This window comes from Cellulosimicrobium sp. EB106-03-01-XG111, from assembly GCF_058792115.1.
Map to the genome: position 1 here is coordinate 139911 of NZ_JBYTEQ010000001.1, position 14263 is coordinate 154173.

Annotated in this window: 14 protein-coding genes and 1 pseudogene; 5 read left to right on the forward strand and 10 right to left on the reverse strand. The window is 74.9% G+C overall.

Translation table 11 applies throughout. From position 1 onward, the window contains the following. Window positions 1–86 precede the first annotated feature (86 nt). The gene (locus tag AC3WT4_RS00615; protein WP_492314410.1) at window positions 87–974 is read left to right on the forward strand and encodes a siderophore-interacting protein; all 888 of its coding nucleotides are present in this window, start codon (window positions 87–89) and stop codon (window positions 972–974) included. A 15-nt stretch (window positions 975–989) separates the two neighbouring features. On the opposite strand, the gene AC3WT4_RS00620 is transcribed toward AC3WT4_RS00615, so the two are convergent. Both AC3WT4_RS00620 and AC3WT4_RS00625 read right to left on the reverse strand, forming a co-directional pair. Further along, complete coding sequence (locus AC3WT4_RS00620; protein WP_492314411.1) at window positions 990–1382, reverse strand: type II toxin-antitoxin system VapC family toxin; 393 nt, start codon at window positions 1380–1382, stop codon at window positions 990–992. After that, window positions 1379–1633 carry a type II toxin-antitoxin system Phd/YefM family antitoxin gene (locus AC3WT4_RS00625; protein ID WP_034651325.1) on the reverse strand — a complete coding sequence of 85 codons (255 nt, stop codon included), beginning with the start codon at window positions 1631–1633 and terminating at the stop codon, window positions 1379–1381. The genes AC3WT4_RS00620 and AC3WT4_RS00625 overlap by 4 nt, the downstream gene beginning before the upstream one ends. 148 nt (window positions 1634–1781) lie before the next feature. Between AC3WT4_RS00625 and AC3WT4_RS00630 the strand changes: the two genes are divergently transcribed. Beyond that, window positions 1782–2837: an NAD-dependent epimerase/dehydratase family protein gene (locus AC3WT4_RS00630; protein ID WP_492314412.1), complete on the forward strand. Its 1056-nt coding sequence runs from the start codon at window positions 1782–1784 to the stop codon at window positions 2835–2837. A 24-nt stretch (window positions 2838–2861) separates the two neighbouring features. Here the strand turns inward: AC3WT4_RS00630 and AC3WT4_RS00635 are convergent, their stop codons facing one another. From AC3WT4_RS00635 to AC3WT4_RS00670, 8 genes are all read right to left on the reverse strand, one after another. Further along, window positions 2862–3953 carry an LLM class flavin-dependent oxidoreductase gene (locus AC3WT4_RS00635; protein WP_492314413.1) on the reverse strand — a complete coding sequence of 364 codons (1092 nt, stop codon included), beginning with the start codon at window positions 3951–3953 and terminating at the stop codon, window positions 2862–2864. Window positions 3954–4147: 194 nt separating this feature from the next. Then, window positions 4148–4447: a hypothetical protein gene (locus tag AC3WT4_RS00640; RefSeq protein WP_085387084.1), complete on the reverse strand. Its 300-nt coding sequence runs from the start codon at window positions 4445–4447 to the stop codon at window positions 4148–4150. Between the two features lie 170 nt (window positions 4448–4617). After that, window positions 4618–6276 carry a bifunctional phosphatase PAP2/diacylglycerol kinase family protein gene (locus AC3WT4_RS00645; RefSeq protein WP_492314414.1) on the reverse strand — a complete coding sequence of 553 codons (1659 nt, stop codon included), beginning with the start codon at window positions 6274–6276 and terminating at the stop codon, window positions 4618–4620. Between the two features lie 76 nt (window positions 6277–6352). Next, window positions 6353–6853: a hypothetical protein gene (locus AC3WT4_RS00650; RefSeq protein ID WP_074803690.1), complete on the reverse strand. Its 501-nt coding sequence runs from the start codon at window positions 6851–6853 to the stop codon at window positions 6353–6355. A gap of 134 nt (window positions 6854–6987) precedes the next feature. Then, window positions 6988–7860: a metal ABC transporter permease gene (locus AC3WT4_RS00655; RefSeq protein ID WP_061267940.1), complete on the reverse strand. Its 873-nt coding sequence runs from the start codon at window positions 7858–7860 to the stop codon at window positions 6988–6990. Then, window positions 7857–8621 carry a metal ABC transporter ATP-binding protein gene (locus AC3WT4_RS00660; protein WP_492314415.1) on the reverse strand — a complete coding sequence of 255 codons (765 nt, stop codon included), beginning with the start codon at window positions 8619–8621 and terminating at the stop codon, window positions 7857–7859. The genes AC3WT4_RS00655 and AC3WT4_RS00660 overlap by 4 nt, the downstream gene beginning before the upstream one ends. Continuing rightward, window positions 8618–9568, reverse strand: a complete 951-nt coding sequence (locus AC3WT4_RS00665; RefSeq protein ID WP_492314416.1) for a metal ABC transporter substrate-binding protein — start codon at window positions 9566–9568, stop codon at window positions 8618–8620. The genes AC3WT4_RS00660 and AC3WT4_RS00665 overlap by 4 nt, the downstream gene beginning before the upstream one ends. Window positions 9569–9669: 101 nt before the next feature. After that, a complete protein-coding gene (locus AC3WT4_RS00670) occupies window positions 9670–10461 on the reverse strand; it encodes an IclR family transcriptional regulator (protein WP_074803684.1) in 792 nt (263 codons plus the stop codon). On the opposite strand from AC3WT4_RS00670, the pseudogene AC3WT4_RS00675 reads away from it, so the two are divergent. The 3 genes and pseudogenes from AC3WT4_RS00675 to AC3WT4_RS00685 form a co-directional block, all read left to right on the forward strand. Then, window positions 10460–10852 (forward strand): annotated as a pseudogene (locus tag AC3WT4_RS00675) (helix-turn-helix transcriptional regulator); the annotation flags it as partial. The gene AC3WT4_RS00670 and the pseudogene AC3WT4_RS00675 sit on opposite strands and share 2 nt — an antisense overlap. A 238-nt stretch (window positions 10853–11090) precedes the next feature. Continuing rightward, window positions 11091–11501, forward strand: a complete 411-nt coding sequence (locus tag AC3WT4_RS00680) for a VOC family protein (RefSeq protein WP_031316030.1) — start codon at window positions 11091–11093, stop codon at window positions 11499–11501. 238 nt (window positions 11502–11739) lie between these two features. Further along, a complete protein-coding gene (locus tag AC3WT4_RS00685) occupies window positions 11740–14124 on the forward strand; it encodes an ATP-binding cassette domain-containing protein (protein ID WP_492314417.1) in 2385 nt (794 codons plus the stop codon). Window positions 14125–14263 lie beyond the last annotated feature (139 nt).

Consider the following 14263-nt stretch of genomic DNA (forward strand, 5'->3'; position numbering starts at 1 on the left):
CGGGGTACCGCGCGCTCGACCACGACGTCGCCGTCGTCATCCGGCCGATGACGACGGCGGCGTCGTGCTCGGCGCAGAATGGGGCCGTGTTCTCCCGACCCGTGACCCGCCTCGACCTCGTCCCGCGCCGCGTCCGCGTGCACGCCGTCCGGGAGACGTCCGGCGCGCTGCGCCGCCTCACGTTCCGCGACGCCGCCCCGGCCGCGCCCGACGACGGACGGCCGAGCGAGGCCTCGCTCGCGACGCTGCGCGTGCCCGGCCCCGACGACCACGTCAAGGTGTTCCTCCCGGACCCGGCCACCGGCGTCCTGCACGCCCCGACGCTCACCGACGACGGTGCCCTCCAGCGCCCGACGGGCGCCGTGTCGATCTCGCGCGAGCTGACCGTCCGGGCGACGCGGACCGTCGACGGGGTTCCCGAGGTCGACGTCGACTGGGTGCTCCACGGCGGCACCGGCCCGGGTGCGCCGCCCACCGGCGAGGGTGGCCCGGCGTCGGCGTGGGCCGCAGGGGCGGCGGTGGGCGACGAGGTCGTGCTCGCCGGCCCGACGACGAGCCGCGCCGTGCCGGACGGCGTCGGGCGGCTCCTGCTCGTGGGGGACGAGTCGGGCCTCCCGGCGCTCGCGCGCTGGGTGGAGGCGATCGGGGCCGACGTGCCGGTGACCGCGATCGTGGAGATCGGCGACGACGTCGACGAGGCGTTCGTCGAGGACGAGCTCGGGCGCGCGACGACCGAGCTCCTCTACCGCACCGACGGGCCGGGGCAGCTCGCCGAGGCCGTCCGCGCGCTGGGCCCGCTCGACGCCGACGAGTACGTGTTCGCCGCGGGCGAGGCGACCGACCTCGTCGCGGTCCGCCGCGCGCTGCGCGGCTCCGGGGCGCGGCCCGACCAGCTCGCCGTCCACGGCTACTGGCGCCGCGGCGTCGTCAACCTCGACCCCGAGGCACCCCTGGACCCGACCGACCCGGACTGACCGCTCGCCCCTGGGTCAGTCGCCGTGCAGGACGTCGACGGCGAGCCCTCGCCCGGCGACGGCGAGCCGCGAGTCGTTCGTCCACAAGGCTGTGCACCCGTGGACCTGCGCGGCAGCGAGGTGCAGCGCGTCGGGCGTCCGGAGCGACGAGGAGGCGCGTAGGCGTGCAGCCCGCTCGAAGGCCGTGGCATCGAGAGGAAGCTCGACGAACAGGTCGAGCGCGCCCCGGTACCGGTCCTCGAGCTCCGGGTCCCGGGACCCCAGCGGTCCCACGAGGCACTCGAGCCGGACGAGCGGGCTGATCGCGAACTCCTCGTGCCCGTGCCGGGCCAGCAGCTCACGCACGTGCGGACCACGCTCGGCGTCCTCCACCAGGTAGATGACGAGGCACGTGTCGAGGTAGATCACTCCCAGCCCTCGCGCGCGGCCTCGATGTCGGCGTCGATCTGGCTCGCCGAGCGGGCGGTCCGTCGCGACGGCGGGTGGTCGTCGAGCCACTCGACGATCGCCGCCCCGGTCCCGTGCGCGAGGTCGGCCCGGACCGGCACGAGTCGCACGAGCGGGACGCCACGCCGCGCGATGACCACGTCCTCGCCGGCCGCGGCACGGCTGACGAGCTGAGAGAGGTTGTTCTTGGCCTCGAGCACGTTGACCTGCATCGCCGCTCCTCGGGTGGGGTGTCCTGGCCAGGATACCTGGCCAGTGTGCTCTGCGGAAGGCTCGCGAGGTCGTGAGGTCCCCTCCCGCGGCCGTCTGCGGGCGGCGTAACGGGCTGCAAGCGGACCGACGGCGCGCCACAGTGGGCCCATGACCCGACTCCTCGTGCTCGGCGGCTCCGACTTCGTGGGGCGCGCCGTCGTCGACGACGCCCTCGCCCGCGGCTGGGACGTCACCGTCCTCAACCGGGGCACCACGCCCGTGCCCGACGGCGTCCGGCAGCTCGTGGGCGACCGCACCCGGCCCGACGGCCTGGACGCGCTGCGCGCGGACGACGTCCCGCAGAAGTGGGACGTCGTCGTCGACACGTGGTCCTGGGCGCCCGGGGCGGCGCGCGACGCCGCCCGGCTCCTCGCCGGTCGGGTGCCGGGCGACGACCGGTACGTCTACGTGTCGTCGCGCTCGGTGTACCCGTTCCCGCGGCCGCGCGGAGCCGACGAGACGTCGGAGCTGGTCGACGGCGACCCGGACGACACGACGTCCGACGACTACGCGCGCGCCAAGCGCGGCGCCGAGATCGCCGTGACCGACGCGCTCGGCGACCGGGCGATCCTGCTGCGCGCGGGCCTGATCCTCGGGGCGCGCGAGAACGTGGGCCGCCTGCCGTGGTGGCTGCGGCGCGTCGCGCGCGGCGGCCCGGTGCTCGCCCCCGGGCCCGCCGACCTGCCGCTGCAGTACGTCGACGCGCGCGACCTCGCCGCGTTCGCGCTCGACGCGGCGCTCGCAGGCGCGTCCGGGCCGGTCGACGTCGTCAGCGCGCCCGGCCACACGACCATGGGCGAGCTGCTCGCGGCGTGCGTCGACGCGACCGCCGCCGACGCGGCGGCGGCAGGCAACCCGCCCGCCGAGCTCGTGTGGGTCGACCCGGAGGTCGTCCTCGAGGCCGGGATCGAGCCGTGGACCCAGCTCCCGGTCTGGCTGCCTCCGGGCGAGCTGCACGACGCGCTGCACGGTTCCGACACGTCGCGCGCGGCGGCGCTCGGCCTGCACCCGCGCGACGTGCGCGAGACGGTGCGCGACACGTGGGCGTGGCTCCGCGCCCTCGACGCCGCGGGAGAGGCGACGCCGCAGCGCGCGGACCGCCCCGCCGTCGGGCTCCCGCCGGACCTCGAGGCCGCCGCGCTGCGCGCCGCCGGCCGCGGCTGACCGGCTGGCCGGGCCGGGTGGGGGTCAGCTCTCCGCGAGGAGCTCGCGGACGCGCGGGATCACCTGGGTGCCGTAGAGCTCGATGCTGCGCAGCATCGTCGAGTGGGGGAGCGTGCCGGTCGAGTACTTGAGGTCGAACCGGCCCGCGCCGAGGAGGCGGACGGTGCGGGCGATCTTGCGGGCCACGGTCTCGGGCGAGCCGACGTAGAGCGAGCCGTCGCGCACGTCGTGGGCGAACCGACCGCGGTGGTAGGCGGGCCAGCCGCGCTCGCGCCCGATGCGGTTGTTCATCGCCGCGAAGTGCTCGTAGACCTCCTCCTGGGCCTGCTCGTCGGTCTCGGCGACATGGCCGGGCGAGTGCACGCCGATCGGCAGCACGGGCGTGCCGAGCTCCTCGACCGCGCGGTGGTAGAGGTCCACGTAGGGGCGGAACCGCTCGGGCTCGCCGCCGATGATCGCGAGCATGAGCCCCAGCCCGTGCCGCGCGGTCCGCACGACCGACTCGGGCGAGCCGCCGACACCGACCCACGTGCGCAGGCGCCCGCTCTCGGTCTTGGGCCAGACCTCCTGGTCGGCGAGCCCGGCGCGCGTCGTGCCCGACCACGTGACCGGGCCCTCGTCGAGCAGGTGGACGAACAGGTCGAGCTTCTCCTCGAACAGCACCTCGTAGTCGGCGAGGTCGTAGCCGAACAGCGGGAACGACTCGATGAACGACCCGCGCCCCAGGATGACCTCCGCGCGCCCGCCGGACAGCGCGTCGAGCGTCGAGAACCGCTCGAAGACGCGCACCGGGTCGTCGGAGCTGAGCACGGTCACCGCGGAGCCGAGGCGGATGCGCGACGTCCGCGTCGCGATCCCGGCGAGCACCACCTCGGGCGCGCTGATGGCGAAGTCCGCGCGGTGGTGCTCCCCGACGCCGAAGAAGTCGACGCCGACCTGGTCCGCGAGCTCCGCCTCCTCGACGACGTCGCGGATGGTGCGCGCGCCGCTGAGGAGCACGCCGTCCGCCCCGGCGGTCACGTCGCCGAAGGTGTCGAGCCCGAGCTCGACCGTCGTGGGGTCCGGTGCTGCTGTCCCGCGCTCGGCGGGGATCGAGGAGGTCGTCTCGTCGGTCATCGTCTGCTCCTGCGGTCGGGCGACCGTCGGGGGACCGGTGCTCTCACCGGCGGCGCGGTCGTGCGCCGTCTCAACCGTGCCCGGCCCGCGGATCTTCCGCGACCCGTGCGCGAGCGGCCCCGGCGGGGACGACGACGGCCGCCGCCCCGGGTGGGACGACGGCCGTCGGTGCCGCCGGCGGACCGGCGGGGACGTCAGTACGTCGCGACGTCGCCGCTCGCGACGAGCGCCGCGATGGCGACGATGTAGATGATGAAGCCGATGGCGCCGAGCACGGTGAAGACGATGCTGAGGATGAGGCCCCACTTGGCGAGCTGGTTGTCGAAGCCCGCCTCCTTGCTCTTCTTGCGCGCGATCGCGCTGACGACGATGCCCGCGATCGCGAAGACGAACGCGAGGACGAAGCCGACGATGCCGAGGGTCTTGCCCGGGTCCTCGATCGGGGCCGAGTAGCCGGCGGGGGCCTGCGGAGCGGCGGGGTACTGCTGGGCCATGGTTCTTCTGCTTTCTGGTGGGGCCGACGTGGTCGAGTCCGGACGGGGCGCGGACGGGGTGCCGTCCGCGCGACTGCGGGGCTCATTGTGGGGCATGGCGCATGTGCCTGAACAGGGGGAGTTCTCCCCGGCTGCCGTGAACACAGGACATACCGGACAGGGCGGACGGATCAACCCGCCGTCGGGTCGCTCGGGGCGTACAGGCGCAGCGCCCCGCGCCGCATAGTGAGACGCACCGTGACCGGCCCGCCGGGCGTGACGTCGTCGAGGGAGAGCGTCTCGCCGTCGTGCGCGAGCACCACGGGCGGCGACCCGGGGCGCCCGTGCTCGGCGTCGGGGGAGCGGTCCGTCGTGACGGCCTCGCCGTCGGGCCCGACGACCGCGCCGCGCGCGGGGAAGCGGAGCTCGAGGGCCGGGACGGACGTCGCGTCGACCACGAGGTGCCCGCGCACCCCGGGCACGCGCCGCGCGACGCGCGTCCCCGCGTCGCCCGCGGCGACCTCGAGGAACGTGCGCAGCCGGCTCGCGCGCCGCTCGGCCCGGGCCGTGCGGACGTCGAGCACGCCGTCGTCGAGGCGGTGCCGCTCGACCGGCGCGAGGCTCTGCGGGTAGTAGCGGTTCACCCCGGCGAACAGCGACCAGTACTCGCCCTCGTGCCCGTCGACGGTCATGCGCACGCGGTGCGCGCGCCGCAGCACGCGTGCCGCCGCGAGGACGGCGGCCGGCCACTTGCCCAGCCGGTGCTCGTGCTTCTCGCGCTCGGTGACGAGCTCCGGGTACACGCCGGCCGAGAACGTGTTGAGCACCGTGCGGGGCGGCCCCTCGACCCCGTCGACCTCGAGGTCCGCGACGTCGATCGTCACGCCCGAGCCGGTGCGGACCGCCTCGATCGTCGCGCGCATCGACGTGAGGTCGGCCGCGCGCGCGAAGTGGTTGAGGGTGCCGCCGGGGAGCACGGCGAGCGGGAGGTCGTGCGCGCGCGCCGCCGCGGCCGCGGTCGACACCGTGCCGTCCCCGCCGCTGATGCCGAACGCGCGGGCGCCCTGCGCGGCGGCGTCGTCGTACAGGCGACGGAGGTCGTCGCCCTCGGCGAGCACGTGGACGTCGGCGCGCGGGAGCCCGTCGCGGACCGCCGCGAGCGGGTCCTCCTTGAGGATCCGGCCCGAACCCGCCGCCGGGTTGACGACGACGAAGAGGCCCGCGCCGTCGTCGAGCGCGGGGACGTCCGCGGGCGGACCCGCCGGGACGTCGGGGCGCTGCTCGGCACGGCCGGGGATGAGCACACGACCCGCGAGCGCGACCCCGACGCCCAGCGCCGCGCCCGCGGCGACGTCCGAGAACCAGTGCGAGCCCGTGTGCAGGCGCGAGTACAGGACGGCCCCGGCGAGCGGCGTGAGCGCCAGCCCGACCGTCGGCCACTCGATCGCGACGCCCGTGACGAACGCGGCGGCCGACGCCGAGTGGCCCGACGGGAACGACGGCGAGGTCGGCGGGTCCGCCACACGGCGCCACAGCGGGAGGCCGTCGAGCGACGGACGCACGCCCCCGAACACGGTCTTGCCGACGACGTTCGCGAGGACGCTCGACACGAGCAGCGAGCCGTAGCCGCGCAGGGCGGCGTCGCGCCCGCGCCGCCCGGTGGCGGCGATCCCGACGGCGGCCCCGGCCCACAGCACGCTGTGGTCGGCCCACGTCGAGAGGCGGGAGAGCGCGGTGTCGGCGGCGGGCCCCAGCGCGCGGCGGTTCGTCCAGCGGTTCACGGCGCGGTCGAGGCGGGCGACGCCGGGGAGCGCCTCGTGCGGCTTGACGATCCCGGTGACACGAGGCATCTCGCCATCGTAGGAAGGGTGGTCGAGGACCGCGCGGCGACGGCGCTCCGGTGCCGCGGCGGCCGGGTGGTCGGGCTCAGGCCCCCGCGCGGCTCGTCTCGCCGCGGAGCGTGTCGATGTGCGCCTGCAGGCGCTCCAGCGCGACGGCCACGCCCTCGCCCGCGTCGTGCGCGAGGTCCGTCACGTGGCGGAGCTGGGCGGACGCCGCGTCGAGCGCGACCTGGGCGTCGGCGAGCGCGACGGCCGCGCGACCGTCGGCCGCCTCGTCGTCGTCGGTCGCGCGCTCGAGCGCGGAGCGGGCCTCGTCCGTCGCCGCCTGGACCGACTCCACGGCGTCGAGCACGTCGTTGCGGAGCACGGGGTGCAGGGCGGGGAGCTGGGCGTGCACGCGGTCGAGGTCGTTCCCGATGGTCTCCGTCTGGACCTGCGCGTCGGCGATGAGCTGCTGGACCTCGGCGGCGCTCGCCGTCGAGCACATCGGCAGCATCATGGACAGCGCGAGCAGGCTCGCCGCGGCGAACCGGGCAGACGTGCGCGTGCGCTGCGGCGTCGTGGGCTCGCTCGTCCTCGCTGACATGGCCACAAGTCTCCCGGGCGAACCTGAGAAGCACCAGGGAATCGAGGGCGAATTCATGGAGATTTCGCACACAGCGCACGCAGGAGACGTGGTCCGGCGGCCCGGACCGGGTCCGGGCCGCCGGGCCCGGCCGCTCAGACGCGCGCGAGCCGACGGCGTCGGGCCGCCGCGACCCGCGTCCCGACGAGCCCGTGCCGCGGGCTGAACAGGTACGCGAGCGCGAACGCCACGCCCAGCGCGACGACGACCGTCCCGCCCGACGCCGTGTCGAGGTAGTAGCTGACGTAGATGCCCACGACCCCGCACACCGCCGCGACGAGCGGCGAGATCCACAGCATCCGCGAGAAGCGGTCGGTGAGGAGGTACGCCGTCGCGCCGGGCGTGATGAGCAGCGCGACCACGAGGACCACGCCGACGGCCTGGAGCGCGACCACGACCGTGAGCGCGAGCAGGCCGAGCAGCAGCGCGCCGAGCCGTCGGGGCGAGAGCCCGATCGCGTGCGCGTGCGTCGGGTCGAACGCGTAGAGCGTGAGGTCGCGCCGCTTGAGCACGACGACCGCGAGCGTCACCGCACCCAGCGCCAGCACCTGGAGCAGGTCCGCGCGCGACACCCCGAGCAGGTTGCCGAACAGGATGTGGTTGAGGTCCGTCTGGCTCGGCGTCACGGAGATGAGGACGAGCCCGAGCGCGAACAGCGTCGTGAACACGACCCCGATCGCGGCGTCCTCCTTCACACGGGACGTGTCGCGCACCGCGCCGATGAGGAGCACCGCGAGCAGCCCGAAGACGAGCGCGCCGAGCGCGAACGGCGCCCCCACCACGTACGCGAGCACGACGCCCGGCAGCACGGCGTGCGAGACGGCGTCGCCCATGAGGGACCAGCCCACGAGCACGAGCCAGCACGACAGCACGCCGCACACGATCCCGGCAGTCACCGTGACGGCGAGCGCGGTGCGCAGGAACTCGAACGACAGGGGCTCCAGGAGGGTGGCGAGGAGGTCGGTCACGGGGCCACCTCCACGCCGAACGCGAGCGCGAGGTTCTCGGGCCGCAGGACCTCCGCGGGCGTCGAGCGCAGCAGGACGCGGCGATGGAGCAGCACCGCCTCGTCGGCGAGCTCGGGCAGCGCGTGCAGGTCGTGCGTCGAGACGAGGACGGTCGCCCCGCCGGCCGCGAGCTCGCGCAGCAGCGCGGTGATCGTCGCCTCCGTGCGCTTGTCCACGCCGGCGAACGGCTCGTCGAGCAGGAGGATCGTCGCGCCCTGCGCGAGCCCCCGGGCGACGAACGCGCGCTTGCGCTGCCCGCCCGAGAGCGCGCCGATCTGCCGGTCGGCCAGGTCGGTGAGCTCGACGCGCTCCAGCGCGTGCGCGACGGCGTCACGGTCCGCGGGCCGCGTGCGCCGCGTGAAGCCCTGGTAGCCGTAGCGGCCCGTCATGACGACGTCGCGCACGCTCAGCGGGAACGCCCAGTCGACGTCCTCGCTCTGCGGCACGTACCCCACGGCCTGGGCGCGCCGGGCGCGCGCGGGGGGTGCGCCGTCGACCAGGACGGTGCCGCGGTCCGGCCGGACCATGCCCATGACCGCCTTGAACAGCGTCGACTTGCCCGAGCCGTTCATGCCGACGAGCCCGCACACCGTCCCGCGCCCGCTCGACGCCCCGAGCGTGAGCGTCGCGCCGTCGAGCGCGAGGACGTCGCCGTAGTGGACGGTGAGGTCGCGCACGTCGATCGCGGGCGTGCCCGACGGCGCGCGCCCGCCCGCGCTCACGCGTCACCGCCCGCGGTGGTGCCGGTGAGGCCCGCGACGATGGTCTCGGTGTCGTGGCGCAGGAGGTCGAGATAGGTCGGCACGGGGCCGTCGGGCGCGGAGAGGGAGTCGACGTAGAGCGTCCCGCCGAACGCCGCGCCGGACTCGCGCGCGACCTGCTGCATCGCGTCGTCGGAGACGGTGGACTCGCAGAACACGGCCGGGACGTCGTGCTGCTCGACGAACTCGATGGCGCCGACGACCGACTGCGGCGTCGCCTGCTGCTCGGCGTTGACCGCCCACAGGTACTTCTCCGCGAGCCCGGCGTCGCGCGCGAGGTACGGGAACGCGCCCTCGCACGTGACGAGCGCGCGGTGGCCCTCGGGCAGCGCGTCGAGCGCCGTCGTGAGCTCGTCGTGCACGGCGGCGAGCTCGGCGGAGTAGGCCGCGGCGTTCGCCGCGTAGTCGTCGGCGTGGGCCGGGTCCAGCTCCGCGAACGCGTCGGCCATGTTCTGCACGTAGACCTGCGCGTTGACCGGCGACATCCAGGCGTGCGGGTTCTCCTTGCCCTGGTACTCCTCGGCGGTGTCGTCGCCGAGTGCGATGGGCTCGACGCCCTCGCTCACGACGACGTGCGGCACGTCCAGCCCGTCGACGAACCGCCCGAACCACGCCTCGAGCCCCATGCCGTTGTCGAGGATGAGGTCGGCGTCCGCCGCTTTGCGGACGTCGCCGGGCGTCGGCTCGTAGCCGTGGATCTCCGCCCCGACCTTGGTGATCGACTCGACGCGCAGGTGGTCGCCCGCCACGTTCTCTGCCATGTCGGCGAGCACGGTGAAGGTCGTGAGCACGACGGGCCGGCCGTCGTCGGGCGGGGTCGCCCCCGCGTCCGTGGCGCTCGAGCAGCCGCTCAGCGTCGCTGCGGCGAGGACCGCGACGGCGGCTGCGGCAGCACGGGATACGGACATCCGCGTGAGAAAGTTCGGCACACCGAAAAATCTAGCCCGCGCGCGGGTCCCTCGCAACGCCCCTCCCACCGACCACGGCTCTACCTCGGCGGACCGGGGCTCTACCTCGGGGAGGTCGGGCGGGTCGGGGCGGCCCGGGCGCCCAGGCGGCGACTCACCTCGGCGGCGGCGTGCCCGACGGCGGCGGCCAGCTCCGCGCGGCGGGCCGGCGGGGCGTCGTCGGACCAGAAGGTGAGGGCGATCCCGGCGACGGGGAGGCCGGTGTGGTCGACGGCCGCGTGCGCGACGGACGCGAGGCCGGGGGTGACCTCGCCGTCCTCCTCGGCCCAGCCGCGCCGTCGGACGCCGCGCAGCACCTCGCGCAGGGCGCCGAGGGACTGCGGCCCGACGCCGGTGCGGTCGGCGAACGCCGCGGCGCCGGGGAAGAGGGCGCGGACCTGGGCCGCGGGGAGCCCGGCGAGGACGGCGCGCCCGCTCGCGGTGAGGTGGGCGGGGAGGCGGACGTCGACGTCGGTCACGAGCGTGGGGCGGCGCGGCGCGCGCTGCTCGACGAGGTAGAGGACCTCGCGCCCGTTCAGCACGGCGAGGTGCGCGCTCTCGCCCGTGGACTCGACGAGGCGCGCGACGACGGGCCGGGCGAGCCGCGCGAGCGGCGCCTGCCGCGCGTAGGCCGACCCGAGGGCGAGCGAGGCCGTCCCGAGCCCGTACCGGTGCTCCTCGGGCAGGTGCGTCACGAAGCCCTCGTCGACGAGGACGGACAGCAGGTGGTAGACGGTCGAGCGGGGCAGCCCGAGGCCCTGCGCGACGGCGGCCGCGGGCGACGGGCCCGCCTGCGCGGCGAGGAACGTGAGCACGCGCACGGCCTGGCGCGCGGCGGGGACGTCGCTCGGCATGGAGGCCACGGTAGGCCCGTGGCACGATCGAGGCGTGACGACGACGCCCGACGACCAGCGCCTGCGCGACCTCGCGCGCCTGCGGCGCGTGCGCGACCGGATCGACCGGGAGTACGCGCAGCCGCTCGACGTCGCGGCGCTCGCGTCCGGCGTGCACGTGTCTGCCGGGCACCTGAGCCGCGAGTTCAAGGCCGCCTACGGGGAGTCGGTGTACGCGTACCTCATGACGCGGCGCATCGAGCGCGCCAAGGCGCTGCTGCGCCGCGGCGACCTGAGCGTCACGGACGTGTGCTTCGCGGTGGGGTGCTCGTCCCTGGGGACGTTCAGCACGCGCTTCACCGAGCTCGTCGGCGTGCCGCCGAGCGTGTACCGACGGCGTGCGGCCGAGTCCGACGCCGGCTCCCCGGCTGCCGCGGAGTCGCGGGCGGCCGCGGCGGCGGGCACCGCGCGCGGCGCTGCGCCGGGCACTTCGCCCGGCACTCCGCCGGAGGCCACGGCAGGCACCGACCCGGGCGCCGTCCCCGGCGCGGAGCGGCTGGACGGGATGCCGGCGTGCGTCGCCCGGCGCGTCACGCGACCGGTCAGGAATCGAGAAGCGCAGGCCGGACGGCGGTCCTAGCGTCGTTCTCATGAACCTCACCATCAACTCCAGCTTCCTGCCCCAGACCGACCCCGACGCGTCGCTCGCGTTCTACCGCGACGTGCTCGGCTTCGAGGTCCGCAACGACGTCGGCTACGAAGGGATGCGGTGGATCACCGTGGGCCCGGCCGACCAGCCGGACACCGCGATCGTGCTGCACCCGCCGGCCGCGACGCCGGGCCTCAACGACGACGACAAGCGCGCCCTCCTGGAGATCGTGGCCAAGGGCGCGTACTTCGGCGTCAACCTCGCGACGCCCGACGTCGACGAGACGTTCGCCCGGATCGAGGCCGCGGGGGCGGAGGTCGTGCAGGAGCCGATCGACCAGCCCTACGGCGTGCGCGACTGCGCGTTCCGCGACCCGGCGGGCAACGAGATCCGCATCCAGCAGCGCTCCTGACCCCAGCACGCCGCGAGTCCGCCCTGACCACCCGGTGTCGCGCCGCCGTCGTGCACGACGCGATGAGTCCCGACCGCGCGGCCGGTCCTCACCCCCGGGACGCCCACGCACCGCACCCATCCACGCGCCGACCGTCCGGCTCTCCGGCAGACTCTCCCCGGGCTGCCGGGAGCGGGCGGTCGGCGCCGTCGACCGGTCGCCCGACCGCGCGACGAGGCTCGACGACGAGGAGACACGCATGAGCACGGCCACGACGACGGGAACGTCGACCTCGGAGCGCCAGGACCCCGACGCGCACGACGTCATCCGGGTCCAGGGGGCGCGGGCGAACAACCTCCAGGACGTGAGCGTCGAGATCCCCAAGCGGCGCCTCACGGTGTTCACGGGCGTCTCCGGGTCGGGCAAGAGCTCGCTCGTGTTCGACACCGTCGCGGCCGAGTCGCAGCGCCTCATCAACGAGACGTACCCGGCGTTCCTCCAGGGCTTCATGCCCACGCTGGACCGCCCCGACGTCGACGTCCTCGAGGGGCTCACGACGGCGATCGTCGTGGACCAGGAGCGCCTGGGCGCCAACCCGCGGTCCACGGTGGGCACGGTGACCGACGCGAACGCGATCCTGCGGGTGCTGTTCAGCCGCTTCGGCGAGCCGCAGGTGGGGCCGCCCACGGCGTTCTCGTTCAACATCCCGGCGCGCAAGGCGAGCGGCATCATGACGTCCGCGACGGGCGAGAAGACGATCGTCCGCAACGCGATCTACCACGGCGGCATGTGCCCGCGGTGCGAGGGGCGCGGCGCGGTCTCGGACCTCGACCTCACCGAGATCTTCGACGACTCGAAGTCCCTGCTCGACGGCGCGATCAAGGTCCCGGGGTACACCGCCGACGGGTGGATGGTGCGCGGGTTCGCCGAGTCGGGGTTCTTCCCGGCCGATCGGCCGATCCGGGAGTTCACGGAGCAGCAGCTCGAGGACTTCCTCTACAAGGAGCCCACCAAGATCAAGGCGATGGGGATCAACGTCACCTACGAGGGGCTCATCCCCAAGATCCAGAAGTCGATGTTCTCCAAGGACGTCGACTCGCTCCAGCCGCACGTCCGCGCGTTCGTCGAGCGCGCGGCGACGTTCGCGCCGTGCCCCGACTGCGGCGGCACGCGCCTGTCCGAGTCGGCGCGCTCGTCGAAGATCCGCGGGGTCAACATCGCCGACCTGTGCGCGATGCAGATCACCGACCTCGCCGCGTGGATCCGCGACCTCGACGACCCGCACATGGCGCCCGTCGTCAACGCCCTCGGTGAGAACCTCGCGTCGTTCGTCGAGCTCGGGCTGGGCTACCTCAGCCTCGACCGGCCGTCGGGCACGCTGTCGGGTGGCGAGTCGCAGCGCATCAAGATGCTGCGGCACCTCGGGTCGTCGCTCACCGACGTCACGTACGTGTTCGACGAGCCGACCATCGGCCTGCACCCGCACGACATCGACCGCATGAACGGCCTCCTGCTCCAGCTGCGCGACAAGGGCAACACCGTCCTCGTCGTCGAGCACAAGCCGGAGACGATCGTCGTCGCGGACCACGTCGTCGACCTCGGCCCGGGTGCGGGCACGGCCGGCGGCCGGGTGACGTTCGAGGGCACGGTCGACGGACTGCGCGCGAGCGACACCGTCACCGGCCGCCACCTCGACGACCGCGCGACGCTCAAGGAGGAGGTGCGCTCGCCGTCGGGCGCGCTGGAGATTCGCGGCGCGGACGCGCACAACCTCCAGGACGTGGACGTCGACGTCCCGCTCGGGGTGCTCGTCGTCCTGACCGGGGTGGCCGGGTCGGGCAAGAGCTCGCTCGTCGAGGGGTCGGTGTCGCGGCGCGAGGGCGTCGTGACGATCGACCAGAGCGCGGTCCGAGGCTCGCGCCGCAGCAACCCCGCGACGTACACGGGCCTGCTGGAGCCGATCCGCAAGGCGTTCGCCAAGGCCAACGGCGTCAAGCCCGCCCTGTTCAGCGCGAACTCCGAGGGCGCGTGCCCCGAGTGCAAGGGCGCGGGCGTCATCTACACCGAGCTCGGCTTCATGGAGACCGTCTCGACCCCGTGCGAGGACTGCGGCGGACGCCGGTTCCAGGCCGCGGTGCTCGACTACACGTTCGGCGGGCTGAACATCGCCGACGTGCTCGACCTGCCGGTCGCCAAGGCGCGCGCGTTCTTCTCGTCGGGCGAGGGCAAGGTGCCGGCCGCCGCGGCGATCCTCGAGCGTCTCGACGACGTCGGCCTCGGGTACGTGAGCCTCGGCCAGCCGCTCACGACGCTGTCCGGCGGCGAGCGCCAGCGCCTCAAGCTCGCGACCCACCTCGGCGACAAGGGCGGCGTGATCGTGCTCGACGAGCCGACGACCGGCCTCCACCTCGCCGACGTGCAGAACCTCCTCGGGCTCCTCGACCGGATCGTCGACGCGGGCAAGTCCGTCATCGTCATCGAGCACCACCAGGCGGTCATGGCGCACGCGGACTGGATCATCGACCTCGGCCCCGGCGCCGGGCACGACGGCGGTCGCGTCGTCTTCGAGGGCACCCCGGCCGACCTCGTCGCGGCCCGCTCCACGCTCACGGCGGAGCACCTAGCGACCTACGTGAACGCCTGACCCGCCGCCGCCCCGCCGCCGCCCGACCCTCCCGCCCCCCCGCCCGGTGCCCAACAGGTGATCGTGGCGCGTCCAGAGCGGCTGACGCGCCACGACCGCCTGCTCGGCTCGCCGGGGTGGCCTGGTCGGCGTCGGCGGC